25 protein-coding genes and 1 tRNA gene are annotated in these 24,203 nt (G+C 64.7%); 10 read left to right on the top strand and 16 right to left on the bottom strand.

Annotated features, from left to right (window positions below):
* Positions 1-21 precede the first annotated feature (21 nt).
* The 5 genes from QZ613_RS19585 to QZ613_RS19565 form a co-directional block, all read right to left on the bottom strand.
* Positions 22-369 carry a hypothetical protein gene (locus tag QZ613_RS19585; RefSeq protein WP_043562991.1) on the bottom strand — a complete coding sequence of 116 codons (348 nt, stop codon included), beginning with the start codon at positions 367-369 and terminating at the stop codon, positions 22-24.
* Entirely contained in the window at positions 366-1,868 is a 1,503-nt protein-coding gene (locus tag QZ613_RS19580; protein ID WP_043562989.1) for a DUF1538 domain-containing protein, read from the bottom strand. Before QZ613_RS19580 ends, QZ613_RS19585 begins: the two co-directional genes overlap by 4 nt.
* A 290-nt stretch (positions 1,869-2,158) precedes the next feature.
* On the bottom strand, positions 2,159-4,162 hold the full coding sequence (locus QZ613_RS19575) for an acyl CoA:acetate/3-ketoacid CoA transferase (RefSeq protein ID WP_043562987.1): 2,004 nt from the start codon (positions 4,160-4,162) through the stop codon (positions 2,159-2,161).
* 161 nt (positions 4,163-4,323) lie between these two features.
* Positions 4,324-5,394: a PEP-CTERM sorting domain-containing protein gene (locus tag QZ613_RS19570; RefSeq protein WP_291983682.1), complete on the bottom strand. Its 1,071-nt coding sequence runs from the start codon at positions 5,392-5,394 to the stop codon at positions 4,324-4,326.
* Positions 5,395-5,637: 243 nt separating this feature from the next.
* Positions 5,638-6,231: a tetratricopeptide repeat protein gene (locus tag QZ613_RS19565; RefSeq protein WP_043562983.1), complete on the bottom strand. Its 594-nt coding sequence runs from the start codon at positions 6,229-6,231 to the stop codon at positions 5,638-5,640.
* 47 nt (positions 6,232-6,278) lie between these two features.
* Here QZ613_RS19565 and QZ613_RS19560 point away from each other — a divergent pair, with 47 nt between their 5' ends.
* Positions 6,279-6,584, top strand: coding sequence for a hypothetical protein (locus QZ613_RS19560; RefSeq protein WP_043562980.1), 306 nt, complete (start codon positions 6,279-6,281; stop codon positions 6,582-6,584).
* A 93-nt stretch (positions 6,585-6,677) separates the two neighbouring features.
* Here the strand turns inward: QZ613_RS19560 and QZ613_RS19555 are convergent, their stop codons facing one another.
* Entirely contained in the window at positions 6,678-7,496 is an 819-nt protein-coding gene (locus QZ613_RS19555; protein WP_043562978.1) for a transporter substrate-binding domain-containing protein, read from the bottom strand.
* An 11-nt stretch (positions 7,497-7,507) separates the two neighbouring features.
* Positions 7,508-8,908, bottom strand: a complete 1,401-nt coding sequence (locus QZ613_RS19550; RefSeq protein WP_043562976.1) for a GntP family permease — start codon at positions 8,906-8,908, stop codon at positions 7,508-7,510.
* Between the two features lie 384 nt (positions 8,909-9,292).
* Between QZ613_RS19550 and QZ613_RS19545 the strand changes: the two genes are divergently transcribed.
* The 3 genes from QZ613_RS19545 to dinB are packed head-to-tail and all read left to right on the top strand — an operon-like array spanning position 9,293 to position 12,314.
* Positions 9,293-9,889: a DOMON-like domain-containing protein gene (locus QZ613_RS19545; RefSeq protein ID WP_043562974.1), complete on the top strand. Its 597-nt coding sequence runs from the start codon at positions 9,293-9,295 to the stop codon at positions 9,887-9,889.
* Between the two features lie 11 nt (positions 9,890-9,900).
* On the top strand, positions 9,901-11,112 hold the full coding sequence (locus tag QZ613_RS19540) for an exo-beta-N-acetylmuramidase NamZ domain-containing protein (protein WP_043562972.1): 1,212 nt from the start codon (positions 9,901-9,903) through the stop codon (positions 11,110-11,112).
* Positions 11,112-12,314, top strand: coding sequence for a DNA polymerase IV (gene dinB, locus QZ613_RS19535; RefSeq protein WP_291983680.1), 1,203 nt, complete (start codon positions 11,112-11,114; stop codon positions 12,312-12,314). Before QZ613_RS19540 ends, dinB begins: the two co-directional genes overlap by 1 nt.
* An 85-nt stretch (positions 12,315-12,399) precedes the next feature.
* On the opposite strand, the gene QZ613_RS19530 is transcribed toward dinB, so the two are convergent.
* From QZ613_RS19530 to QZ613_RS19510, 5 genes are all read right to left on the bottom strand, one after another.
* Positions 12,400-12,660 carry a hypothetical protein gene (locus QZ613_RS19530; protein ID WP_043562968.1) on the bottom strand — a complete coding sequence of 87 codons (261 nt, stop codon included), beginning with the start codon at positions 12,658-12,660 and terminating at the stop codon, positions 12,400-12,402.
* Between the two features lie 98 nt (positions 12,661-12,758).
* The gene (locus tag QZ613_RS19525; protein WP_291864890.1) at positions 12,759-13,061 is read right to left on the bottom strand and encodes a hypothetical protein; all 303 of its coding nucleotides are present in this window, start codon (positions 13,059-13,061) and stop codon (positions 12,759-12,761) included.
* Between the two features lie 17 nt (positions 13,062-13,078).
* Positions 13,079-13,204, bottom strand: a complete 126-nt coding sequence (locus QZ613_RS19520; protein WP_291983678.1) for a hypothetical protein — start codon at positions 13,202-13,204, stop codon at positions 13,079-13,081.
* Entirely contained in the window at positions 13,201-13,767 is a 567-nt protein-coding gene (locus tag QZ613_RS19515) for a nucleotidyltransferase domain-containing protein (protein WP_291864885.1), read from the bottom strand. Before QZ613_RS19515 ends, QZ613_RS19520 begins: the two co-directional genes overlap by 4 nt.
* 163 nt (positions 13,768-13,930) lie before the next feature.
* Positions 13,931-14,920, bottom strand: coding sequence for an aldo/keto reductase (locus QZ613_RS19510; protein WP_043562964.1), 990 nt, complete (start codon positions 14,918-14,920; stop codon positions 13,931-13,933).
* Positions 14,921-15,358: 438 nt separating this feature from the next.
* Here QZ613_RS19510 and yghU point away from each other — a divergent pair, with 438 nt between their 5' ends.
* Together yghU and QZ613_RS19500 are read left to right on the top strand one after the other, a co-directional pair.
* Entirely contained in the window at positions 15,359-16,204 is an 846-nt protein-coding gene (yghU, locus tag QZ613_RS19505) for a glutathione-dependent disulfide-bond oxidoreductase (RefSeq protein ID WP_291864880.1), read from the top strand.
* Positions 16,205-17,201: 997 nt separating this feature from the next.
* Positions 17,202-17,894 carry a haloacid dehalogenase type II gene (locus QZ613_RS19500; protein ID WP_291983676.1) on the top strand — a complete coding sequence of 231 codons (693 nt, stop codon included), beginning with the start codon at positions 17,202-17,204 and terminating at the stop codon, positions 17,892-17,894.
* A 61-nt stretch (positions 17,895-17,955) separates the two neighbouring features.
* On the opposite strand, the gene QZ613_RS19495 is transcribed toward QZ613_RS19500, so the two are convergent.
* Both QZ613_RS19495 and QZ613_RS19490 read right to left on the bottom strand, forming a co-directional pair.
* Positions 17,956-18,489 carry a hypothetical protein gene (locus tag QZ613_RS19495; protein WP_291983674.1) on the bottom strand — a complete coding sequence of 178 codons (534 nt, stop codon included), beginning with the start codon at positions 18,487-18,489 and terminating at the stop codon, positions 17,956-17,958.
* Positions 18,490-18,735: 246 nt separating this feature from the next.
* Positions 18,736-19,767, bottom strand: a complete 1,032-nt coding sequence (locus QZ613_RS19490; protein ID WP_291864871.1) for a metal-dependent hydrolase — start codon at positions 19,765-19,767, stop codon at positions 18,736-18,738.
* Between the two features lie 262 nt (positions 19,768-20,029).
* Between QZ613_RS19490 and QZ613_RS19485 the strand changes: the two genes are divergently transcribed.
* Together QZ613_RS19485 and QZ613_RS21245 are read left to right on the top strand one after the other, a co-directional pair.
* Positions 20,030-20,105 (top strand) — tRNA-Lys (locus QZ613_RS19485).
* A gap of 195 nt (positions 20,106-20,300) precedes the next feature.
* A complete protein-coding gene (locus QZ613_RS21245; RefSeq protein WP_366144477.1) occupies positions 20,301-20,900 on the top strand; it encodes a DUF4124 domain-containing protein in 600 nt (199 codons plus the stop codon).
* 144 nt (positions 20,901-21,044) lie between these two features.
* On the opposite strand, the gene QZ613_RS19480 is transcribed toward QZ613_RS21245, so the two are convergent.
* Together QZ613_RS19480 and QZ613_RS19475 are read right to left on the bottom strand one after the other, a co-directional pair.
* The gene (locus tag QZ613_RS19480; protein WP_291983671.1) at positions 21,045-22,085 is read right to left on the bottom strand and encodes a DMT family transporter; all 1,041 of its coding nucleotides are present in this window, start codon (positions 22,083-22,085) and stop codon (positions 21,045-21,047) included.
* 13 nt (positions 22,086-22,098) lie between these two features.
* Positions 22,099-22,779, bottom strand: coding sequence for a heavy metal response regulator transcription factor (locus QZ613_RS19475; protein WP_043562949.1), 681 nt, complete (start codon positions 22,777-22,779; stop codon positions 22,099-22,101).
* 245 nt (positions 22,780-23,024) lie between these two features.
* Between QZ613_RS19475 and QZ613_RS19470 the strand changes: the two genes are divergently transcribed.
* Positions 23,025-23,459 (top strand): DUF411 domain-containing protein, encoded by a 435-nt coding sequence (locus tag QZ613_RS19470; RefSeq protein ID WP_291983669.1) that lies wholly within the window; start codon positions 23,025-23,027, stop codon positions 23,457-23,459.
* A gap of 78 nt (positions 23,460-23,537) precedes the next feature.
* Entirely contained in the window at positions 23,538-23,975 is a 438-nt protein-coding gene (locus tag QZ613_RS19465; protein WP_043562947.1) for a hypothetical protein, read from the top strand.
* Positions 23,976-24,203: the final 228 nt, after the last annotated feature.

Genomic DNA, 24,203 nt, shown 5'->3' with positions numbered 1-24,203 from the left:
CAGGCGGCGCCGCGCAACCGCTTAAAGGCCGTCCTCGACTCCGCGACGGAAGAGCTTCATCTGCTCCAGCCCGATTCCGACGACGCTGCCCAGCGCAATCGAGAAAGCCAGGCCGCCACCCGGCAGATCAAGTTTCATCTGCGACTTGACCGCCCGCAGGATACGCATCGCCAGTTGCTGTTCCGTGACGCACAGCAGCAGCGACTCCTTGCGCTCCAGGCCGAGGCCGAGAAAGGTCTTGCGTTCGTTGTGCCGCAAGCCCTTGCCCTTGATGATCGTGATGCCGGTCGCTCCGGCCTGCTTGAGCAGTTCGACCGCGCTGTTTTCGTCCTCGTCGGGAACGATCAGCACGACAGCAGAGAATTTCATGAGGTTTGCTCCCTGACACGTTTCCTTGACTTGTGCAGCAAGGTGGCAATGATGCCGTAGGACATGACAATAATCATGGGCGTTAGCGAGGCAAAGGCGATCAGACCGAAGCCGTCGATCATCGGATCGCGCCCCGGCGTGCGCTCGGCGAGCCCGACGCCAAGGGCGGTGACCAGGGGCACGGTCACCGTCGACGTCGTCACGCCACCACAGTCGAAGGCGATCGGAATGATGAAGCGCGGCGCAATCTTGGTCATCGCAATCACCAGCAGGTAACCAGGGATCAGCCAGTAGGCAATCGGCGTCCCATCGACGATGCGCGCGCAGCCGATGACCAGGCCGACCCCGACGCCGATGGACACCAGAGAGCGCAGCCAGAAGCCCTTCAGCTGGCCGAGGCTGACTTCGTCGGCCTTGATCGACAGCGCAATCAACGCCGGCTCGGCCATGGTCGTCGCAAAGCCGATCAGGAAACCGTAGAGATAGAGCACCCACATCGCCGCGCCGTCCTGCATCAGGCCGCTGGTCATTTCGTCGCCGAGCGGGAAGAGGCCAATCTGCAGGCCCTCGTCGAACAGATACAGGCCTACGGCAACGAAGAGCATGCCGACTGCCAGCCCCTTGGGATCGGCGAGCGGCCGGCGCAGGACGACGAAGCTCGAGAAGAGAACGACGGCGATGATCGGCAGCAGGTTCTTGACCATGTTCAGGAAACTGACGAGCATTGCCATGGCACCCAGATGGTGCTCGTCGTCGCTCGGCATCATGATCACCGCCGTGCCATGTTCGGCGGGAACAAAGAACATGATGCCGTAGAGCTGGATGATGATCATTGGCGCGAGCGCGCCGAAGGCGATCAGGCCGAAACCGTCGAGCATCGGATTGCGGCCCCGGATGGTCGCCGCCAGGCCGACGCCCATCGCCGTCAGCAGCGGCGCCGTGACCGTCGAAGCGACGACGCCGCCCGAATCGAAGGCCAGGCCGACGAGTTCCGGAGGGGATAGCGCCGTCAGACCAACGACGATCAGGTATCCGGGTATCAGGTACAGCGCGATCGGATGCCCGAGGACGATGCGCCAGACGCCGATCATGACCGCCAGGCCGACGGCCAGCGCCGCCACCATGCGCAGGGTCATTGCCCCCATGCTGCCGCCGGAAACGGCCTCGGCCTTGTAGGCCACGGCCATCAGCGCCGGCTCGGCGGCCACCGACGCGAAGCTGATGCAAAAGGCAAAGGCCATCAGCCACAGAAATGAGCCGCGGCGGGCAAAATCGAAGGCCATCGTCTCGCCGGCCGGGAAAATCGCCGCGTCGAGGCCTTTCACGAACAGGGCGAGACCGATGAGGACAGCGGCAAATCCGCCCACCAGCGCGCCCAGGCTCTCCGGCATGCGCTGGATGAAGAAGGCCTGGAAAATGGCGACGACGATCAGCGTAGGTGCAAGATCCCTCCCGGCGTCCTGGAGGAGTTCCCGGATCAGGCGTGTCAGCGACCCCATGCGCGGGCTAGATCCCGGCGCCGGCCGGCAGCGGGCGGCACGACAGGTTTGCGGGGCGTTGGCGCAGTCGGGTCATCGGCTCACGGGGAAAAGGAGGTGGCGGGCCAGCGTCGGCATCGGGCCAAATCATGCCGCAGATCGCTACGCACAGCAAGCTGGCGGCATGAAAAGACGAACGCTGCCGACCAAATCACGTTCCTTGGGGCAAATCGCCCGCGCCGAAAAAAATCGACCCATCTGGCATACAGGCGACAGGCCGTACGGCGAGCACGCTGGTCAACCCGCAAACTTCATGGCATGCGGAAGTATCCGTGCGCCTCGGTTTGGCTGGCGAACACATGCGCCGGCACCTGCCGCTTTTCAAGCTCCTCGGCCAGCTTGATGCGCAGGAAGGTGCTCGACGTGTAGCGGGTGACGTCGTGGTAATGACGATCCATCAGGCCCTTGACCATGTTGACGTAGTCGTCGACCAGCTCCGGAACGATCGAGAAGCGGTCGTAGTTGACGATCGCGTTGACCTTGTGGCCGAGCGGCGCCAAACGCTCTTCGACCGCTTGCCGAATGTGCTCGACGTCCGCCGCGCTGCGCACGCTCAGACCGGCAAAGTCGATGAAGAACAGATTCTTCTCCTTGTCGTAAGAAAGGCGCTCGCTCATCGGCATGGCCAGCAGGTCCGGACGGATACCCATGGGCTGGTCAGCGAAGATGCGGGCGTCCATCAGCACGGGCGCGGAGTGCATCACCGGCACGAAGTCCATGCGTTCGAGGATGTCCTTGTGCAGATCTACACCGGGAGCGATTTCGACCAGTTCGAGCCCTTCGGCACAGAGGCGGAAAACGCAGCGCTCGGTGACGTAGAGCACCGTCTTGCCCCATTTCACCGCCTGCCCGCCACTGAACGTACGGTGCTCGACGGCGGCGACGAACTTCGTCGCCTTGCCGTCTTCGAGAATGCGCAGCTTGCCGTCCTCGACCGCGACCTGAAGGTTCCCGGCAGTGAAGGTACCGACGAAAACGACCTTCTTGGCATTCTGCGAGATGTTGATGAAACCGCCCGCGCCGGCCAGCCGCGGGCCGAATTTGGAAACGTTCAGGTTGCCCTCGCGGTCGGCCTGCGCCAGACCGAGGAACGCAAGGTCGATGCCGCCGCCATCGTAGAAGTCGAACTGGCTGGGCTGGTCGATGATCGCCTGGGCATTGGTCGCCGCGCCGAAACTGAGCCCGCCGGCCGGAATGCCGCCGATGACGCCCGGCTCGGCGGTCAGCGTCAGCAGGTCGATGATCTGCTCCTCGGCGGCCACATTGGCCACCCCTTCGGGCATGCCGATACCCAGATTCACCACCGCGTTGGTGCGCAGCTCGAGGGCCGCCCGCCGGGCGATGATCTTGCGCTCGCTCATCGGCATCGCTTCGATGGCCGACATCGGCACCTTGATCTCGCCGGCGAAGGCCGGGCTGTACTGTTCGACGAAGGTCTGCATGTGGTATTCGGGCTTTTCGGCGACCACCACGCAGTCAACCAGGATGCCGGGAATCTTGACCTGGCGCGGGTTCAGCGTTCCGCGCTCGGCGATGCGCTCGACCTGCACGATGACGATCCCTCCCGAGTTCCTGGCGGCCATGGCAATCGCCTGTGCTTCGAGGGTCAGCGCCTCGCGTTCCATGCTTACGTTGCCGTCGGCGTCGGCGGTCGTGCCGCGAATGATGCCGACGTGGATCGGGAAGCACTGGTAGAAAAGGTACTCCTCACCGTCGATTTCCATCAGCCGCACGAGTTCGACGGTCGTCTTTTCGTTCAGCTTTCCGCCACCAAAGCGCGGATCGACGAAAGTTCCGAGTCCAACGCGGGTGATCGTTCCCGGCTTGCCCGCGGCGATGTCACGGAACATGTGCGTGATCACTCCCTGCGGCAGGTTGTAGGCCTCGATCCGATTGGCCACCGCCAGTTGCTGCATCTTGGGAACCAGCCCCCAGTGGCCGCCGACGACGCGCCTGAGCAAACCATCGTGCCCGAGGTGATTGAGACCGCGCTCCTTGCCGTCGCCCTGTCCGGCGGCATAGACCAGCGTCAGGTCGCGCGGACTGCCGAGGCCGGAAGGATCAGCCTCGGCCGCATCGAGAAAGCGCTGTTCGAGAGCCACCGCGATATTCTCGGCAAAACCGATGCCAACGAAGCCGCTGGTGGCGATGGTGTCGCCGTCGTTGATCAGGCGCACTGCGGCACTGGCCGAGACCACCTTGCCGGTATCTGAAACCCGCAGCGAAGCGGCCATGGGGTGACGGTCAAGCGGCATGCTTGTCTCCTTTACGGGATGAGGATGGCCGGCGATCAAATGAATGCCGGCGGGCAGACGGCGATGATAAGGCACGCGGCAGCCGGCAACGGTCACCGCGTCCCACTTTTTCAGTGCTTCGTTGGCCGCCGGCCGTCACCCTGGCCGCGGCCGCGCCCATGCTATACGCACCAGCGTCGAAACGCCCCGGCCAAACCAAGCAGGCCGATGGCAACCAGAGCCATCGCCCCTGGCTCGGGTACGTTCAAGGCGACCGGGGGAGGCGTCCCCGGCCGAGGTACGTCCAAGGCGATCTGGAATATCCGCAGGTCGCCATCGAAGGACATGTAGATCGAGCCATCCCGGTAGGCAAGGCCGTCCGGATCCGGCATGCGCCGGGGACTCTCCGAAGGAACCACCTGGACAGAATAGACTTCATTGGTCAGGCCAAAATAGTCGCTGCTGTCGCCCAGGAAGAGATCGGCCAGGTCGATCGACTCGGTAATCCGCTCGAGGGCGAGATCGAAGATGTGTAGCTGGTGCGTGCTGTAGTCGCCGACCAGCAAGCGATGGTCGTCGAGCGCCTCAAGCCCGAGAGCATAGGCGCCAAGGGAGAACTGCCTGCCGAGCAGAGCCCTGAGCGGATCAAACTCGACAATCCGGCCGCTGCCCCCGCAGCTGACGTAAACCTGTCCATTGACTGACGCAGCACCTTCCACACCATCACAGAGCGCCGGCGGCAGCGAGAAACTCCAGTCTGCCAGTTGTGGCGTACTGAGCGTTGGCGTGAACGCCCAGACTACGTCGTTCAGGGCAATGCCATGCGTCCTCGCGTAGCGGAAATTCTCGCCGACGATCAGTTGCGCACCGGCAGCGCCGAGGGCAACGGGATTGGCGACCGGAAGACCGAAGACCGACACGTGATTGTCGGCAATCACTTCGGCCACCGAATTGCTGGCCAGGTCGAGCCGCCACAACTCCCTTCTGGCGTCCGTTGGATTGGGCGCGATCGACGCCCAGAGACTTCCGTCGCTGGTGAAGGCCAGGCCCTCGAACTCATGCACCAGCGACGGAAACTCCCTTTGCGGAAGAGGCAAGCCACTGACCAGATAGCGGTAGTCATGGATCGCGGTCAGCACGGCCGCCTGCGCGGCGCTTGCGACAGTCAGCAGCCCGAGCCCCAACAGCAAGCCGCTGCGACCGATCCGAAACGTCTCTCTTATTGCTGCCGTCCCCTCTGCGAATCGCCACATCTCCGCTCTCCTCGTCGCCAACAACGTCAATGGAAAAAGCAAGCCTGCGAACCCGTGATGGCCGCCGAGAAGCCGACGCTCGCCATCACTAAGCCAGCGCGGGACAGGGCGTTGCCGTTGCCAAGCCACGGCTGCGGCGCGCCAAGCCATTGTAATGACACAGAAACAGTATAGACCAGCGACCATGAAGACGCCGGAACTCCGCAGCGAGCGTCCCCGACCCGCTTGCTGCCGCCTCGTCGCTCAGAAGGGCATCTCGGGAAGCAGCGGCCCCAGTTCCTCTTCACGCCCGACGTCGCGCACCAGCCTGGCAGCGAGCCTGGCGTCAAAATCGACCAGGCGTCCGATGACCTCCTCGACCTGTTGCGGACGCGCGGCGCGATGACAGGCCATTCCCCACAGATAGTAAGCCTCGCCGTGCATAGGTTGCAGTGCGACCGAACGTGCAAATGCCTCCGCTGCAGCAGCGTGTTCGCCAAGACGAGCGTGCGCCAGACCCATCCCGTACCAGGCCCGGTCGAGCACCGGTTTGCGGCGAACCGCCTCGGCAAAGGCGGCGATCGCCGCGCGCGGATCGCCGGCCTGCTCGCAGACGAAACCATGGTTGTAATGCATCTCCGCATCTTCGGGCGCCAGACGCAGGCATTCGACAAACCATTCCGCGGCGAGCGCGTAACGCGTCCTCTCGGCCGCGATGCACGCCAGATGCTGCGCCGACGACAGGTCGTCTGGCCGCAGGCGATGGGCGATCAGATACTCGGCAAACGCCTTTTCGTCGCGCCCGAAGAAGCGCCACAGCCGGGCGCGGGCATAATGGCGCCAATACTCGAAATTCATCTGCACACGCCCCCGCAGCAAGTCCGAGAAGATAACGCCAAGATACCATGAGCCACCCCGATCTGTTTGTCGTATCCATACTGCGTGCGCTGGTCGAAGTCGCCCTGCTCTCACTCCTCGGACAAGGCGCCGTCGGCCTGCTCTCCGGCGCCCGACGCGCCGGCAATCCGGTCTATCGGCTTTTCCAGGTGGTCACGCGGCCGGTCGTCCGCCTGGTTCGCTGGCTGACGCCGAAGGTTGTTGTCGACCGCCACGTCCCCTTCGTCGCCTTTTTCCTGACGTTCTGGCTGTGGATCGTGCTCGCCTACGTCAAGCGGGTCCTGTGCGAAGGGCACGGACTGGCCGGCTGCTGAGGCCGGCGAGGCTCGCCAGAGCCGCCTGCGTGGTCGTAAAGAAACGCAACAGAAGATTGCCGGGGGCGCGCCACGAGCGAGCGCGCCAACCCCCTACTCCCAGACCGGCTGACTGAACCGCAGCCGCATGTCATCAGGAATCGGCTCGACCTTCAGGCGGTTGTATTGATCGGCAATGCGCTGGTAGGTGCCATCGGCCTTCACCTCCTCGAGGGCCTTCCGCCATTTCTGCACTTCGGCATCGGGCAGGTCTTTCGATCCGGCGAGATAGATCTCGCTCTGGCGCACGATCTCGCCAAAGTTGAGCGCCTCGAGGTTGGCGCCGACTTCGCGCATGCCGTAGATGACCATCAGCCGCGGCGCGAGCCAGGCATCGATCCGCCGTTGCTGCATCAGGCGTGCGTTCATCCACTCTTCGCGATGGGGCCGGATGCGCTTGAACCCTCGCTCCTCGAGCAGTGCCTCGGCGCCAGAGTTGCTGAGCACCCCGATCGGGCGATCCTTGACCTTGTCCAGGCCCGAGACATCGATGCCGGCGCCGCCGACGACGACCAGATCGTCGGTGTAGATCTTCGCCAGCCAGCTGTACTTGGCTTCCCGCTCGGGACTGCGGGTCAGGGCGAGTATGCCGATGTTCGGCTGCGTTTGAGCGATCCGCTGCGCCGCGTCCCAGGGCATGAACTCGATGACGCCGCTGTGGCCGGCGCGCTTGGCCATTTCGCTCACCAGCTCATAAACGAAGCCTTGCTTGACGCCAGGCGTCTCGGTAACGCTGACTGGCGGGATCTGGAAAGTGTAGGGCGGAAGCTCCGCAGCCAGCAAACGCAGCTCGTCCGCCCTCACCTGCGCCTGCGCGCCGGAGTGCGGCGCCAGGGCAAGCGAGGCGGCAAGGAAAGCGAAAAGAATGCGCACCGGCGTTCTCCTCAGAAAGTGCCGAACATGCCGTTGAGAACGATGACCAGCAGCATCGCCAGCAGCGGGAAAGCCACCGCGACCATGAAGATGTCGAAGTACGACTGCTTGTGATTCAACCGGCAAATAGCCAGCAGGGTGATCACGGCCCCGTTGTGTGGCAGCGCGTCGAGGCCTCCCGAAGCGAGCGCGGCAACGCGGTGCAGGATTTGCGGGGTGATGCCTGCCGCCTGCGCCAGCTCGAGGTAGGTCTGGCCGACAGCCTGCAACGCAATGCTCATGCCACCGGAAGCCGATCCGGTAATGCCGGCAAGGACGTTGACCACGATCGCCAGCCCAATAACCGGATTGTCGGTGAGCGCCATCAGCCAGTCCCTGATGATTATGAACGATGCCAGGCTGGCGATCACCCCGCCGTAGGCGACCTCGGAACCGACGTTGAGAATCGGCAGCATCGAACCGAGCGCGCCATCGGTCAGCGATTGGCGAACGTTGCGGAAACGCTTCCAGGTCAGAGCAATCAGCACCACGCAGGCGATCAGCATCGCCAGGATGATCGCCCAGGTGCCGCCGACAGCGGAGACCGTCGTCTTGCCGTATTTGGGCAGCGCCAGGTAGTCGGTGTCCATCGCCGGGATGATGTACTTGCTGAAAATGAAGTTGAGCACCAGGACCAGAAGAACCGGGATGATCGCCACCGTGAATGACGGCATGTCACCGGCGGGCATCGACGCTGGGTCGCCCGCGACGGCGGCCGGCTCGTCATCACCGTAGCCTTCGCCGGCATTGCGCGCGCGCCGCGCACGCATCATCAGCCAGGCACTGCCGCAACCGAACATCACCAGCCCGGCGATGATGCCCAGACCCGGCGCGGCGAAGGCGTCGGTATGGAAATACGGCATCGGGATAGCGTTCTGGATCGCCGGAGAACCGGGCAATGCCGACATCGTGAAGGTGAACGAGCCGAGCGCTATGGCCGCCGGGATCAGTCGTTTCGGCAGGTTGCCTTCACGGAACATCTGGATGGCGACCGGAAAAACCGCGAAGGCGACGACGAAAAGCGAGACGCCGCCATAGGTGAGGACGCCGCAGGCGAGAATGATGGCGATGATCGCGCGTTCCTTGCCGGTCCACTCGACGATCTTGTGGGCGATGGTCCGTGCGCAACCGGAGTCGTCCATCAGCTTGCCGAAGACCGCACCGAGCAGGAACAGCGGGAAGAACTTGATCAGGTAATTACCCAGTGCGGGCATGAAGACCTGCGTGTAGGTGGCGATGATCGGCGCATCGAGCCCGCCGAAGAGCAGTCCGACCATGGCGCAGATGGGCGCAATGATGATCACGTTCCAGCCGCGATAGGCGAGAGCGATCAGCAGCACCAGCGATAGTACAATTCCCAGGATACCGAACACAGGCACCTCCGTAGTGTGATTATTGAACGCCGTCGCGCTGCGAGGCGCAGTATCTACCTCTTTCTCGCGCCCAGTCAATCGCCATTTTATCCGACACAAATATTGAACTTTAATGGTCTTGCCATGTCGAGACGGCCCTGGGAATTGAGGCTGCAGCCCTTACCATCACTGCCAGCGTGGTGGATATCACTCGTCTTCTCCTCTAGGAATACGGAAACATAACTGACACAATAATGCTGTCCGGAAGCCTGAAAGCCGCTTCCAGCCCCCGACTGGCGCGGCCGTTGCGTTGCGCGAAGGCTTGCGCCAACATAGCCCCCGCAGCTTCTGAAACACGCCACGCGCTACCCCGCCGATCACCTTGCCACGACGCCCTTCCGCCCCATGTTCCCGAGCGAATTCACGCTGACCCTGCGCCCGCATCCCGCCACTCCCGCTCCCGTCGTGCGCAGCATCGACGTGCACGCCGTACTGCGCGCCGACGGGCATCTCGATCTCGCCTGGTGCCTGCGCGGCGACATGGTGCGCTTGCTGATTCCGGAGCCGCGCACGCCGGACTGCACCGACGGCCTGTGGGAGCACACCTGCTTCGAGGCCTTCGTCGGCGTCACGGGCGATTCCGCCTACCGCGAGTTCAACTTCTCGCCATCCGGTCAATGGGCAAGCTATGCCTTCTCGGGCTACCGGCAGCGAGACGAAGCGGTGCGGTGCTTCAGCGCACCCCAGATCGTCGCCAGGCGCTTCGCCGGCCGGCTCGAGATCGAGGCCGTAGTTGCCCCCGCGGATCTGCCGCCGATGGTGGCCGCAGCGACGCTGGAGGTGGGTCTGGCGGCAGTCGTCGAAGCCGCCGACACCGTCGATGGCTGCCACAGCTACTGGGCGCTGCGCCACCCCGCGCCCTTGCCCGACTTTCACCGCCGCGACGGTTTCGCCCTCGAACTGCCGCCGCGGTCGTCTTCGTCCCCGTCGTCCCCTGCCTGAAGGAAAGTCGCATGCCCGCCATCGACTTCGGACTCGACCGCCTGCTCAAGGAGGCACAGCTGCGCAAGCCGCTGCTCGGCCGCCGTATCGCACTCGTCGCCCACCCGGCGTCGGTCAGCGCCGACCTGACACACGCCCTAGACGCCCTGGCCGCGCTGCCCGACCTGCGGATGAGCGCGGCGTTCGGGCCGCAACACGGTCTGCGCGGCGACAAGCAGGACAACATGGTCGAATCGCCCGACTTCGTCGACCCGGAGCACGGCATCCCGGTGTTCAGCCTGTACGGCGACGTGCGCCGTCCGACGCCGGCGATGATCGACAGCTTCGACGTCCTGCTGATCGACCTGCAGGACCTTGGCTGCCGCATCTACACCTTCATCACCACCCTGCGCTACCTGCTCGAAGCCGCGGCCGAGCACGGCAAGGAGGTGTGGATACTCGACCGCCCGAACCCGGCCGGCCGCCCGCTGGAGGGATTGCTGCTGCGCCCGGGCTGGGAAAGTTTCGTCGGCGCCGGACCGCTGCCGATGCGCCACGGCCTGACGATGGGCGAACTGGCGAGCTGGTTCATCGCCACGCTGGACCTCGACGTCGACTGCACGGTCATCGCCATGCACGGCTGGGCACCCGCCGCGGCGCCCGGCTACGGTTGGCCAGGCGGCCAGCGCAGCTGGATCAACCCCAGCCCGAACGCGCCGAACGTGTCGATGGCGCGCTGCTACGCCGGCACCGTATTGCTCGAAGGGACGACACTCTCCGAAGGGCGCGGAACGACTCGCCCACTGGAGCTTTTTGGCGCTCCCGATATCGACGCCGGCCAGCTGCTGAGGACCATGAACGCACTGGCGCCGGACTGGCTGCTCGGCTGCCGGCTGCGCGCCTGCTGGTTCGAACCGACCTTCCACAAGCACGCCGGCAGGCTCTGCCAGGGAATACAGATCCACGTCGACGACGTCCATTACCAGCACGCCTGGTTCCGCCCGTGGCGCCTGCAGAGCCTGGCCTTCAAGGCGCTGCGACAGGTGCAGCCGGACTACCCCCTGTGGCGCGATTTCGCCTACGAATACGAACACCAGCGCCTGGCCATCGACCTGATCAACGGCTCGCCGCTGCTGCGCGAATGGGTCGACGACCCGGCGGCAACCCCGGCCGACCTCGACGCGCTGACCCGTGCCGACGAAGACGCCTGGGAAGACGCGCGCAAGGCCTTCCTGCTCTACTGATGCCGGCCGCTGGCGCACCGCGCGATACGCCGCCGCAGCGCCGTATCGCCCATCTCGACATGGACGCTTTCTATGCCTCCGTAGAGTTGCTGCGCTACCCGGAGTTGCGCGGCCTGCCGGTGGTCATCGGCGGCAGTCGTGCGCAGCAGCCGCTGCTGCTCGCCGACGGCGAGCGGCGTTTTGCGCGCCTGCGCGACTACGCCGGCCGCGGCGTGATCACCACCGCCACCTACGAAGCGCGCGCCCTGGGCGTTTTTTCGGCGATGGGAATCATGAAGGCGGCCAGACTGGCACCCGAGGCAATCCTTCTGCCGGTCGATTTTGCCGCCTACCGGCACTACTCGCGCCTCTTCAAGGCCGCCGTCGCGCAGGTCGCGCCCCAGATCGAAGACCGTGGCATCGACGAAATCTACATCGACCTGAGCGCGCTCGCCGAAGACACGCGCGCCCTCGCGCAGCGCATCAAGGACGCCGTACGCGCCGCCACCGGGCTGTCGTGCTCGATCTGCGTCGCCGCCAACAAGCTGCTCGCCAAGATCGGCTCCGATCTCGACAAGCCGGACGGACTGACGCTGCTCAACGCGGCGGACCTGACGCAGCGCATCTGGCCACTGGCCGCGCGCAAGATCAACGGCATCGGCCCGAAAGCCAGCGCGCGGCTGGCGACGCTGGGCATCCACTGCATCGGCGATCTGGCGCAAGCCGACGCCACTTTCCTGCAGCAGCACTTCGGCCGCAGCTACGGCAGCTGGCTGCTTGCCGCCGCGCACGGCATCGACGAACGACCGCTGAGCACCTCGTCCGAGCCGAAATCGATCAGCCGCGAAACGACCTTCGAACGCGACCTTCATCCGCGCGCCGATCGCCAGACGCTGGGCGGAATTTTCACCGCGCTATGCACGCAGGTCGCCGAGGACCTGCGCCGCAAGGCCTACCAGGGGCGGACGATCGGCGTCAAGCTGCGTTTCGCCGACTTCCAGACCGTCACCCGCGACCTGACCCTGCCCGCCGCCATCGACGACGCGCAGGCGATCCGCCGCGCCGCCGGCGAATGCCTGCGCCGCGTGCCGCTCGACCGCAGGCTGCGCCTGCTCGGGGTACGCGTCAGTGCGCTGTCGACGCGCCGTGCTGCCGCGGATCGTGCGCCAGCGCGGCAGCAAGAGCTGCTGTTCGCCGACTCGGTCGAGACGCCGATCGACTGACCCGGGCATTTGTCGCCCCGGCGCGCGCCCGACACACTCCGCGGCCCAAACCTGAGTGCCGTCACGCCGGCGCTTGAGCGTTTGCTCACGAAGCGGCGGCAGCCTCGGTCACTGGTCGCCCGCGCTGCCTGGGATCCGAGAAGTCGATAGCGATCACCGCCAGTGCATCCACCTCTTCTGCTAACTTCGTCTGCAGGGCCGCTGCTCGTGCCACGACGCGTCTCACCAACTCGTCAAAACCGATCAGGTCACCGCTGTCTGGCTCTTTCCATTGTCGCTGGGGATCGGTATTGCCGAGCACATATATCCCGTAGCGAACACGGGCCGGGCGCAAGTACTGGCCCACCAGCTCTCGCCTTCGTAACCATAGACTCCCCCAAATGGTTCGTTTGTTCAAGCTCCCCGAGGGGGGTCACCTGCTCGTTCATGCGCGACGCTGCTCAATCAGGACAGAGCAGCCGGACGATGGCTCGCCAGCCAGTTTCGCAACAGATCCTGAAGCGCGCGAGCCGTGGCCAGCAGGTCATCAGCCTCGCCGGCGCTGGCTTCGACCATGCCTCCATATTCGGACGCGTTGCGCCGGGTATGGTAGCGATCGAGGGTGATCCAGACTTGCGGCGGGGCATTGACGGTGATCGCCAGGGTCTGGAAAACCACGGCCCGATGGCCGCGCCCGCTATCGGGGCGGTAGCCGCTGGCGCGCAAGGCAGCAAAAGCCAGAGCGCGTGCGGCGTCGTAGGCAAGCATGAAACGGCCCGGCGGACTCAGCGAGGGAATGCCGCGTCGGCCAGGTAGATGGCAGCCTTGCGCAGGGCAGTGGCGATTTCGTCGTCTGAAGGCGGTTCCAGTTTGAGCTGGCCGATACGCACGAGGATTTCAAGAGCGCTCACGGCGCCACCGTCGGGTCAAGCGCGCCCCAAAGCGTAATCAGTTCACCCGCCAGGACGTTCTTCAGGAAGTAGTCGTCATTCTGACGCTTGCGCCGGAACTCCTCGACGCTCATCAGCGTCGGCGATATCCGCATGCAAAGCGCTTCCTCTGCCGCGTGCAGGGGAACGGCCAGTTCGGAGAGGCGCACTTCGCCGATAAGCAGCAGGTCGACGTCGCTGTCGGCACGCTGCTCTCGTCTGGCTACCGAACCAAAAACGATCGCGCACTGAATGCGGCTCGCGACCGGCTCGAGACAAGCGCGCAGTCGGTCGGCAATTCCAAAGGACTTGCCGACCAGGCCGACGAGTTCGGGATACACCGCCGCGTCTGGATTGGCGCGATAGAAAACGAGGTTTCCGCGCGGCTCGCGGAGAATCAGTCCGGCGCCGGTCAGGCGCTCCAGGTCCTTGTGGACCTGGCTACCGCCAGTCCCCACGCGCCGGACGATTTCGCGCGTGTAGAAAGAGTTTCCCGGCTGTCCGAAGAGCAGCGCCAGCACGCCGCTCAGCGTTCGGCTGAACAAGGCATTGGAAACTCCATTGTTGGCAAGGTTTGACATGGGCGGCACAGAGCTGAAAACAGGTCGATCGTACCTCATTCAGGTTCATTACGAAATACTCGCGGCACCGACCGTAGGGAACGCCAGCGAGCTGCCGGCGGTGCGCCGCGACTCGTCGGCGCGAAGCTCAGCGATTGACGGCGCTCATCATGTTCGCCGGGTAGCGTTCGCCGGCGGCGGCGTTGAACGGGAAGGCCTCGTCGAGCGCAGCCAGATGCGCGGGCGTCAGGCGAACGGCGAGCGCGCCGACGTTGTCGTCGAGATACTTGCGCCGCTTGGTACCGGGGATCGGGATGATGTCGTCGCCCTGCGCAAGGACCCACGCCAGCGCGAGCTGGGCCGGAGTACAGCCGACCTCGGCGGCCAGCGCCCGGACCCGGTCGACCAGCGCCAGATTGCGCGCGAAGTTCTCACCCTGGAAGCGCGGGCTCGAACGCCGGTAGTCGTCGGCAGCGAAATCCTCGGGTCGCGTGAGCGCACCGGTGAGAAAGCCCCTGCCGAGCGGGCTGTACGGAACCAGGCCGACGCCAAGCCGCCGGCACGCCGCCAGCACCTCCGCCTCGGGGTCGCGCGACCACAAGGAATACTCGCTCTGCAAGGCAGTGACGGGGTGCACCCGGCAGGCGCGTTCGAGCGTGCTGGCGGACGCTTCGGACAGGCCGAGGTAGCGCACCTTGCCGGCGTGGACGAGTTCGGAAAGCGCGCCGACCGTGTCCTCGATCGGCACCCTGGGGTCGACCCGATGCTGGTAATAGAGGTCGATGGTCGTCACACCGAGGCGCCGCAGACTGCCTTCGACCGCACTGCGCACGTACTCGGGGCGGCTGTCGAATCCGCGCATCGACGCATCGTTCGGGTCGCGCAGGATACCGAACTTGGTCGCCAGGAAGACCTCGTTTCGCCGCCCCTTGATCGCCCGCCCGACCAGTTCCTCGTTGGTATGCGGGCCGTAGATGTCGGAAGTGTCGAGAAAGTTGATGCCCAGATCGAGTGCGTGGTGGATGGTGGCGATCGATTCGCCGTCATCGCGCCCGGCGTAGAAATCGCTCATGCCCATGCAACCCAGACCCAGCGCCGATACCTGCGGGCCGTCGCGGCCCAGTTGTCGCATTTTCATCGCAGTCTCCGGTACAAGGAAAAGCATAGGCTAGCACTTGCCACTCGCTCGTCAAGCGACGGTCTTCGCGCCGAGGACGCCGCCCCGCCCCCCGCGCAGCAGCGGCACATTCGACGGCGCAGCGCTGGTTGCGCTGACGCGTCCCGGCACTCGCTCAGTTTGCCGTCGACAAAGATTGTGCTGGCCAATCGGTTTAATCCGTCTATATTTAAGCCCCTCGATTCAGGCAGTCGATCACTTGACAGCGACGCGCGGCCGCTGAGCCATGCCGAAGACTACTGGCTGAACCAGGGCGTTCGCGGCGTACCGGCAATGATCTGCAAGCGTCGCCACCTACTCCGGTGCGCACGGGGTCGAAAACTACAGGCGCATTCTGGAACAGTTGGCCGCGACGCAGGATCGAGCAAGCGCTTAACAAACATCAAGGAATTCAGGATCATGTCTGACACCAGCAAATACCAACCCTCGAGGGTCTGGACCTGGGACGCCGAAAATGGCGGGAAATGGGCCAAGACCAACCGTCCGATCGCCGGGCCCACGCACGAGGCCGTGCTACCGCGCGGCAGACATCCGTTACAGCTCTATTCGATGGGCACGCCGAATGGCCAGAAGGTCACCATCCTGCTCGAAGAGTTGCTGGCTCTCGGCGAGACGGGCGCGGAATACGACGCCCACCTGATCCGGATTGGCGACGGCGAGCAGTTCTCGACGGGCTTCGTCGAAGTCAATCCCAACTCGAAAATCCCGGCGCTCCTGGATACCGAGACCGGCAGTCGAGTTTTCGAGTCCGGAGCGATCCTTCTCTATCTGGCCGAGAAATTCGGCCATTTCCTCCCCAGGGACGCCGCGGCGCGCACAGAGGTCATGAACTGGCTGTTCTGGCTGCAGGGCTCGGCACCCTATCTGGGCGGCGGGTTCGGGCACTTCTACGCCTACGCGCCCGAGAAATACGAGTACCCGATCAACCGTTTCACGATGGAGGTGAAACGCCAGATGGACGTGCTGGACCGCGAATTGGCGGGGCACCGTTATCTCGGCGGCGACGAATACTCCATCGCCGACATCGCCACCTGGCCCTGGTATGGCAACCTGGTGCTCGGCAAGGCCTATGGCGCGGGCGAGTTTCTGCAGGTCGAAAGCTACATCAACCTGCGCCGCTGGGCCGACGAGATCCTTGAGCGCCCCGCCGTCCAGCGCGGATGCAGGGTGAACCGCAACTGGGGCGAGCCTTCAGGGCAGCTGCACGAGCGCCATGACGCCTCGGATTTCGCTCCGAAGACCTAGTGTGGTGTTGCACGCAGCAGGGAATACAAGCATGCCAGCGGCGACATGGTTTCAAGCGGCTGTCCGGCGTCCTGAAAGTCGCGTCGGAAATACAGCGCCGCAGCCGCGTGCACGTCATTGCGAGGAGGCGTGGCCGACGCGGCAATCCAGCTTCATCCTCTGACTATCTTCCGCCGCATCGACCACGCGAAGCGCAAGACCCCTGGATTGCCGCGTCGGCTTCGCCTCCTCGCAATGACGGCGTGGGGGGATGAGCGCCAGTGGCGGCGACGAGGGCCGCCCCGGCAGGGACCCTGCGAACTTCGGCCACTACAGGGTTTTCGCCCTGCTTTCAGCGGGCGCCAAAAGCCTCATCAAGAATGCCGCGCTACAGCAGGGTAGTGTTGCACGCAGCAGGGAACACAAGAATGCCCGCGGCGACTTGGTTTCAAGCGGCTGTCGGGGATGCTGAAAGACTCGTCGGGAAGGCGGCAACACGCCAGCCCGCTCGTCATTGCGAGGAGGCGTAGCCGACGCGGCAATCCAGCTTCATCCTCTGACTATCTTCCGCCGCATCGACCACGTGAAGAGCAAAACCCCTGGATTGCCGCGTCGGCTTCGCCTCCTCGCAATGACGGCGTGGGGGGATGAGCGCCAGTGGTGGCGACGAGGGCCACCCCGGCAGGGACCCTGCGAACTTCGGCCACTACAGGGTTTTCGCCCTGCTTTCAGCGGTCGCCAAAAGTCTCATCAAGAATGCAGCGCTACACTCGACTGACTGGTGCTGAAAGCGCCGCGGCTTGGTGAAGCCTGGCAGAAAATCCGCCAGCGTCTTGCACGTTCGAGCTTTGACAAGGACGAACCGGCTTGACTCGTCCTTCTGGTCCACCCGTCGGCGGGCTACAATCGACCGTCCTGACTCCTCCGTCTTCCGTAGCGGTCGCGTTGAAGTGGGCCGTCAGAAAACCGACATTCCCGATGTTGCGACCCGCACCGACAAACTGACAAAGGATGCCCCATGTCCCACGACAAACCCCCTTCGATCATCGTTTTCGACGTCAATGAGACGCTGCTCGACATCACCACGCTCGAACCCCTGTTTGATCGCGTCTTCGGCGACCGGGCCGTTCTCAGGGAGTGGTTTGCGCAACTGATCCTCTACTCGCAAACAATGACGCTCTCGGGCCTCTACACGCCGTTCGGCGAACTGGGCGTCGGCAGCCTGCGCATGGTGGCGTCGATCCACGGGGTAAGCGTCGCCGACGGCGACATCGACGAACTGAAGAAGCGGATGAGCGCAATGCCGGCGCATGCCGACGCCGTTCCGGCGCTCAGCCGGCTGCGCGACGCGGGATTCCGGCTCGTCACGCTGACCAACTCGGCGAGCGCGTCTTCGCCGACGCCGCTTGAGCGCGCCGGGATCGGCGGGTTCTTCGAGCAATCTTTCAGTGTCGAGTCGGTGCGCAGGTTCAAGCCAGCCCCCGAGACCTACCGCCTGGTGGCCGAGCAACTGGGCGTCGAGACGTCAGACCTGTGCCTTGTCGCCTGCCACCTGTGGGATACGATCGGCGCCCAGGCCGCTGGCTGCCGTGGCGCACTCGTTACCCGTCCTCACAACGCCATTCTGCCCGCAGCAGAAGTTCCTGTCCCGGACGTGATCGCGTCGGAACTGACCGATCTCGCCGATCAGCTCGTTCAACGCTGGCGATAGCGGGTAACCGGGGGCGGGGACGCTCGCGCCCCACCGACGATGCGACGCGCGAGGGTTTTCGTCACTGCCCGCAGGGCGGCTGACTGCCGTCTCGCCCGCCCAGATTCGGATGCTGCCCCGTCGAATGCACGATGCCGGTACTGGCATCGAACATGACGTCAAAGAATTCCTGCTGATTCCAGCTGTTGCAGAACAGCCATGACCAGGCGAGTTGATTGCTGCGCGCGTAGAACTGCGTCCATTGCGATCCCGAGGGACCCAGGATGCGCAGCACCTGATCCTTGGTCATTCCGCCCTGGACACGCGCAAAATGGGCGGCGTTCAGCACCTTGTCGATGCGCTGGAGTTTGCCATCCGGGCCGACAAAGGCCATGAAAGTCTGCGTGCCGGCCGGCCCGCGCGGGTAAGCCAGTTGCTCGCTTCCATCGGCATCCTTCCAGCTCATCGCCGGCTCGCCCATGGAAGCCACGACGTCGGCAAGCGTCGCCACACCCGGCTGGAGATTGCTGCCGCTGTAACCGGCGCAGGCGGCAAGCAACAGGACCGTGAAAGCAAGGAGTCCGCGGCCTCCCCAGACTGAAAATCTGCTGTCCATTTCGCCTCCATGTTCGAAAAATCTTGAGTTCGGTTTCACGCGCCCACGGCACCGATGAAGGATGAAAAATCCAGAGGGCCTTGGGCAAGGATTTGTGATGCTGACAGTCAAAGTCAGCTCGCCGATTTTCGCTGATTTCTCTCCCGCCAGGGGTGACGATTCACCGTCGTGCCATCCGCACCATGGCGCAAGCGCTGCCCTGCCGTCAGCCGGCAATCTCGGCGATCGACCGGCCGGTCGGCGCGCTCAGTTGCGCGCCAGCGGCACGGCCATGTAACCGGCTGCTGTCCCCGTCAGCTCCCGCCACAGCTCGCTGATCGGCACGCGGTTCTTGATCGTCCGATCGACCCACTCGGTGGGCGTCGCCGTGCCGGGGTGGAAGCGGACGCCCCAGATCGGCTCGAAGCCGTCTGTCCGCAGCGAGTAGCGCGCGTCGCCGATGACGCTCGGGTCGGCGCTGGCGCGCGCCACCCAGCCGGCGGAGAAATAGCTGAAGCGCGCGTAGTCGCGGCGGACACGTTCATCGGCGAGCGCCGGCGGCGGCAGATCCTTCTCCAGCAGAAGGTCGACCGTGCTGCCCTCCTTCCAGCGCGTCGCGGCGCGGCTCACCACGCGCAGCCGGTCGGTGTACAGCGTTTCGCCGGACTGATAGACCGATCGCCAGAGCAGCGGATTGCCGACGGTCGGGAACATTTCGGCACGATCGAGCGGATGGCCGCGGGCGGCGGCGATGCGCACCTGCATCTCGAGCGCGCGCTCGCGCTGCCAGGCCGCCGTGCCGACGTAGGCAACGCTGAGCAGCAGCGCCACGGCCGCCGGAAGTCGCGCGCCGCGGCGGACGGCGAAGACCAGCCCGACGAGCAGCATCAGCGTCAGCAGCGGGCCGATGGTGGTGATCCAGTTCCAGGCGACGCGCAGCGGCGAGAACGGCCAGAGCAGGTGCGTTCCGTAGTTGGTACAGGCGTCGAGAACGGCATGGGTGGCGTAGCCGATGGTCGTCGCCGCGACGATCGGCCGCCAGTTCGGACGATGAGCCTGCCGCGCCAGCCACGGCAGGGCGGCGACGATGCCACCCACCGGAATGAACGCCAGGGCGTGCGTGAAGTGGCGATGGTACTGAATCGCCAGCAAGGGGTCTGCCGAACTCCGGATCACGATGTCGGCATCGGGCAGCACGCCACCGACGGCGCCGAGCAGCCACGCCTGGCGGCCAAGGCGCGGGCCAAGGGCGACCTGTGCGGCGGTGGCGCCGAGCAGAGCATGAGTCAAGGGATCCATTGGGCTTCCAGGAACGGGTTCGGGTGGCAGCAGCGGGAATAGACCCGGCAGGAGGAAATCGGTTGCAGGCAGAGACCTGCCCAGCAGCCGGCATTATCGCGCGAAGCGGCGCCCGGCTCCGACGAATCCGCCGCATCGGCGTCACAGGGTCCTTCGCAGGGCCCTTTTTCGTCGGCGCCACGGGACGGCATCTGTTGCGCCAATCGATCCACCACAGCATTGACAGGCATCTGCCCCTTGCCTATAATTCGGCCCTCCTCGGGGGTCGGTAGCTCAGTCGGTAGAGCACTGGACTTTTAATCCATTGGTCGTGAGTTCGAGCCTCACCCGACCCACCAAGAAAATCAAGCAGATAGCCCGGCTCACAAGGTCGGGCTTTTTGTCGTCTGCGAAAAAGTCGGCAAATCGTAGGCGGATTCGAGCAATCCGAATCAATCCTGCCAAGCCCATTCCGCCGACGAAAATACCCGGCGTGCCTCCGGACGCCTGATTGGTAGCGCCGATACCGGTCGCTTGCTTTGAAACTCGCGGCCATGCTATACAGACGAAACAGGCCATTACACGTACTGAAAGGATGGAAATTGAAAGCCGCTGCCGCCCTGTTGGTCGTGAGTGTTGCCATGTCGTCGACGGCCATCGGGCAGACATACTACAAATGCAAAACCCCGTCAGGCGGAACAGCTTTCTCCGATGCCCCTTGCTCCGGCGGGGATCGCGAACAGCAAGTTTTTCAAGGGTCGGTGCAGGTCTACCCGAACCCTCGGGAGGTCGCCAGGACACGGGATCGCGAAACCAGCATGCTCGATGCGAAAGTCGCCGAAGCACTGGCTACACGCGACTTCAGCAAAGCCAAGAGCTTGGCGGTTACCGAGAAGCAGTGGCAAATGGTTTCAGACGCTGAGCAACGATATGAGCGTAGAGACGACGAACTGCGAGCGGAATCGAGGCGTAGTCAGGACTGCGAAAGAGCGCAGTGGAGCTACGACCTCGCAGCAGGGTCCAATAGTTCGACTGGCGCGACAATCGGAGCGGCGAAGCGGCGCATGTATTCGGCGTGCGGGATGCGCGAGCCAGACACGACTACGACTATCATCAATAACAACCCGAGCCCCCGGAATTACCGTTACCGATAGCACCCCGGCGAGGAATGCCGGGGTGGCATGCCTGAGTCAGTGCTGCAGCGGGCACTCGCTGCCCGGCGGTGCCTTGGCAGTATGGACAAGCTTGCGGCCCCTGCGGGGCGGCGCCCCTACGACGTCGCTACCCTTGCCGACCAATCAATGCTCGTGCCGATGGTGGATATCGGGGAAGTGGCGATGGCTGTGCGCCATCGGCAGGTGCCGGTGGTGATGACTGTGCGGCTCGTCGCCGGCCCAGCCGGGGTCATGTGGGTGCTGGTGATGCTCGTCGTGACGATGGCTGTGGGCATGCTGCAGGTCGTCGTGGGTGTGCTGGTGGCCGTGCTGCTCGGTGAGGTGCAGCCAGACGCCGACGCCCATCAACGCCGCCGCGGCCCAGAACACCGGCGAAGTGGACTCGCCGAGAAGGAGCAGCGCAACGGCGGCGCCGATGAACGGTGCGGTCGAGAAATAGGCGCCGGTACGCGCAGCGCCGAGGCCGCGCAGGGCAAGCACGAACATCACCAGGCTCACCCCGTAGCCGAGCAGGCCGAGGGTCATCGCCGGGATCAGTGTCGCCACACCGGGTAGCGTCATCCCCAGAGCCAGCGCCAGCAGCGTGTTGACGCCACCGGCGACGAGACCCTTGCTGCCGGCAATGAACAGGGCGTCGGACGCGGAGACGTGGCGCGTGAGATTGTTGTCGATCGCCCAGCACAGGCAGGCAGCGCTGATCGCCAGCGGGCCAAGCCAACTGTCCTGCCCGGTGTCGCCGGTCGGCCACGAGAGCAGCACGCCGCCGGCGACGATGGCCAGCATGCCGAGGACGATGCGCCGGTCGGCATTTTCCTTGAAGGCCAGCCAGGCGAGGAGCGCGGTGAGAACGGCTTCGAGATTCAACAGCAGCGACGCCGTCGCCCCGCTGGTGTGCACCAGCCCGTAGAGCAGGGCGACCGGTCCGAGGACGCCGCCGAAGAGCATGGCGCCGAGCAACCACGGCCATTCCGCGCGCGCCAGACCTGAAGGCTGCCAACGCCGATCGCGAATCAGCCGCGCCACACTCAGCCCGATACCGCTACCGAGGTAGAGCAGACCGGCAAGCAGGAGCGGCTGCACGTCGCCGACCAGCAGTTTGGCGACCGGAGTGCTGGCGCCGAACAGAACGGCGGCCAGCAAGGCGTAGAAGACAGAGCGGTTCATCGACGTCGCCTCCTCACCGCGAGTCGACCTCGAGCACGTAGCCCATGCCACGCACGGTGCGGATCAGCTTGGGCTCGAAGTCGTCGTCGACTTTCGCGCGCAGTCGGCGCACGGCGACATCGATGACGTTGGTGTCGCTGTCGAAGTTCATGTCCCAGACCTGCGAGGCGATCAGCGAGCGCGACAGGACTTCGCCGCGCCGGCGCAGCAGCAGTTCAAGGAGCGCAAACTCCTTCGCCGTAAGGTCGATGCGCCGCCCGCCGCGGCTGGCCCGACGGCGGAGAAGGTCGAGCTGCAGGTCGGCGGCCTGCATCAGCTCCGCTTCCTTGCTCGACGTCCCGCGGCGCAGCAGTGTGCGCACCCGGGCAAGCAGTTCGGCGAAGGCAAAGGGCTTGACCAGGTAGTCGTCGGCGCCCAGCTCGAGGCCTTTCACCCGATCCTCGACGCGATCACGAGCCGTCAGAAACAAGACCGGTATGCCAATGCCGGCGCTGCGCATTCCCGCCAGCACCTGCCAGCCATCCAGGCTGGGCAGCATCACATCGAGGATTGCCAGATCGTACTCGTTCGTCTTGCCCAGATGCAGGCCATCGGCACCATCGCGCGCCAGGTCGACGACGAAGCCGGCTTCGCTCAAGCCCTGTCTCAGGTAATCACCGGTCTTGGGTTCGTCTTCGACGAGAAGAATCTTCATCGTGAAACCTGTGGGTCGCAAAGCGGTGGATTGTGCGCTCAACTGCACGCCTTGAAATGCCTGGAGCAAAGAATTACGAAAATGTAATCTCGCTGTCAGCTTGCGGTACGCTTGCCCTGCGCAAAATGCCTATTTCGCAAGCGTTCACCCGTCGCCTTTCCTTCGCCAACGCACGCTGGCCGCAAGCCGCCGCGGTCCCTGACCTCCTCTTCTGCCGCACCCCGGCCACCCAACGAGATCCTGCCATGACGCTGATTCGCCTCTTCTTCGCCCTTGTGCTGCTTTCCGCCACCGGCGCGTTCGCCCAGAGCGCCCCGCGCGTCGAGGTTTACAAGAACGCCGCCTGCAGCTGTTGTGGCGGCTGGGTCGACCATCTGCGCGAGAATGGCTTCGCCGTGACCACCCACGATATCGACGACGTGCCCGCCAATCGCAAGACGCTGGGCATGCCGGAGGAACTGGGCTCGTGTCACACGGCGAAGGTCGACGGCTACGTGATCGAAGGCCACGTCCCGGCGGCGGACATCAAGCGCCTGCTCAAGGACAAGCCCAAAGCCCTCGGACTCGCGGTGCCGTCGATGCCGGCAGGATCGCCGGGAATGGAGAGCCCGCGCCCGGTTCCCTACGACACCCTGCTGGTTGAGCGCAACGGATCGACCAGCGTCTACGCGCGCCACTGAGGCGCTGAGGCCGGGGTCACCTACGGCGCGGAGACGACCGAAGGTTTACGGGCATCTACCCCCTGCCAGGAGCCAGCCATGTCGCCAATCAGGACTCTCTTTCTCTCGCTCGCCAGCGTGGCTTTCCTCGTCGCCAGCGAGAATTCGCTCGCCCACACCGACGAGGTTCTGGCGACCCAGAAGGCACCCAACGGCGGCGAGTTGCGCGTCGCCGGTCCCTATCACCTTGAACTGGTGGTCGCCACCGACAGCCGGGAGGTGCGCGAAAACCCTATCGTTCTGCATGTCTCGGACCATGACGGCGTCGCCATTCCGACGGCCGGAGCGAGGGCGACGGCAACGCTCCTGGCGGGCAAGATCAAGGCCACGGTGACCCTGGCTGCCGACGGTGGAAACCGCCTGAAAGGCTTCGCCAAGTACGCGTCGACACCGGACATGAAGGTCGTCGTGACGCTCACGCTGCCCGGCCAGCCAGCCGAGCAGGCGCGCTTTACGCCACTGGCAACGAGCAGGTAGCCATACCGGCGCCGGATGCAAGCAGGCGCACGCGCGCTCCTCGGTCTGATCGCGTGGCTGATCCGACCCCTGACGAAGGCGCGCAGACGACCGTCCCCCGGTGATGGGAAGCGCGCCGCCTGGCTCGCTGAACACGGAATGGACGTTGAAGCCACCGGCAGAAGAAATGTCTGCGGTAAAAAAACGTCTACTATGGGACGAGGCGCTGCGCGTTTCACCAGGAGAATG

The sequence above is a fragment of the Candidatus Accumulibacter sp. ACC005 genome (genome assembly GCF_907163215.1).
Classification (GTDB): Bacteria; Pseudomonadota; Gammaproteobacteria; order Burkholderiales; family Rhodocyclaceae; genus Accumulibacter; species Accumulibacter regalis.
This window is presented reverse-complemented; position numbering and strand designations above follow the sequence as displayed.

Excerpts from the sequence above, each read along its gene's own strand:
- QZ613_RS19585 (WP_043562991.1), bottom strand. The coding sequence starts at position 369 with ATGAAATTCTCTGCTGTCGTGCTGATCGTTCCCGACGAGGACGAAAAC.
- QZ613_RS19580 (WP_043562989.1), bottom strand. The coding sequence starts at position 1,868 with ATGGGGTCGCTGACACGCCTGATCCGGGAACTCCTCCAGGACGCCGGG.
- QZ613_RS19575 (WP_043562987.1), bottom strand. The coding sequence starts at position 4,162 with ATGCCGCTTGACCGTCACCCCATGGCCGCTTCGCTGCGGGTTTCAGAT.
- QZ613_RS19570 (WP_291983682.1), bottom strand. The coding sequence starts at position 5,394 with ATGTGGCGATTCGCAGAGGGGACGGCAGCAATAAGAGAGACGTTTCGG.
- QZ613_RS19565 (WP_043562983.1), bottom strand. The coding sequence starts at position 6,231 with ATGAATTTCGAGTATTGGCGCCATTATGCCCGCGCCCGGCTGTGGCGC.
- QZ613_RS19560 (WP_043562980.1), top strand. The coding sequence starts at position 6,279 with ATGAGCCACCCCGATCTGTTTGTCGTATCCATACTGCGTGCGCTGGTC.
- QZ613_RS19545 (WP_043562974.1), top strand. The coding sequence starts at position 9,293 with ATGTTCCCGAGCGAATTCACGCTGACCCTGCGCCCGCATCCCGCCACT.
- QZ613_RS19540 (WP_043562972.1), top strand. The coding sequence starts at position 9,901 with ATGCCCGCCATCGACTTCGGACTCGACCGCCTGCTCAAGGAGGCACAG.
- dinB (WP_291983680.1), top strand. The coding sequence starts at position 11,112 with ATGCCGGCCGCTGGCGCACCGCGCGATACGCCGCCGCAGCGCCGTATC.
- QZ613_RS19525 (WP_291864890.1), bottom strand. The coding sequence starts at position 13,061 with ATGCTTGCCTACGACGCCGCACGCGCTCTGGCTTTTGCTGCCTTGCGC.
- QZ613_RS19510 (WP_043562964.1), bottom strand. The coding sequence starts at position 14,920 with ATGAAAATGCGACAACTGGGCCGCGACGGCCCGCAGGTATCGGCGCTG.
- yghU (WP_291864880.1), top strand. The coding sequence starts at position 15,359 with ATGTCTGACACCAGCAAATACCAACCCTCGAGGGTCTGGACCTGGGAC.
- QZ613_RS19500 (WP_291983676.1), top strand. The coding sequence starts at position 17,202 with ATGTCCCACGACAAACCCCCTTCGATCATCGTTTTCGACGTCAATGAG.
- QZ613_RS19495 (WP_291983674.1), bottom strand. The coding sequence starts at position 18,489 with ATGGACAGCAGATTTTCAGTCTGGGGAGGCCGCGGACTCCTTGCTTTC.
- QZ613_RS19490 (WP_291864871.1), bottom strand. The coding sequence starts at position 19,767 with ATGGATCCCTTGACTCATGCTCTGCTCGGCGCCACCGCCGCACAGGTC.
- QZ613_RS21245 (WP_366144477.1), top strand. The coding sequence starts at position 20,301 with ATGCTATACAGACGAAACAGGCCATTACACGTACTGAAAGGATGGAAA.
- QZ613_RS19480 (WP_291983671.1), bottom strand. The coding sequence starts at position 22,085 with ATGAACCGCTCTGTCTTCTACGCCTTGCTGGCCGCCGTTCTGTTCGGC.
- QZ613_RS19475 (WP_043562949.1), bottom strand. The coding sequence starts at position 22,779 with ATGAAGATTCTTCTCGTCGAAGACGAACCCAAGACCGGTGATTACCTG.
- QZ613_RS19470 (WP_291983669.1), top strand. The coding sequence starts at position 23,025 with ATGACGCTGATTCGCCTCTTCTTCGCCCTTGTGCTGCTTTCCGCCACC.
- QZ613_RS19465 (WP_043562947.1), top strand. The coding sequence starts at position 23,538 with ATGTCGCCAATCAGGACTCTCTTTCTCTCGCTCGCCAGCGTGGCTTTC.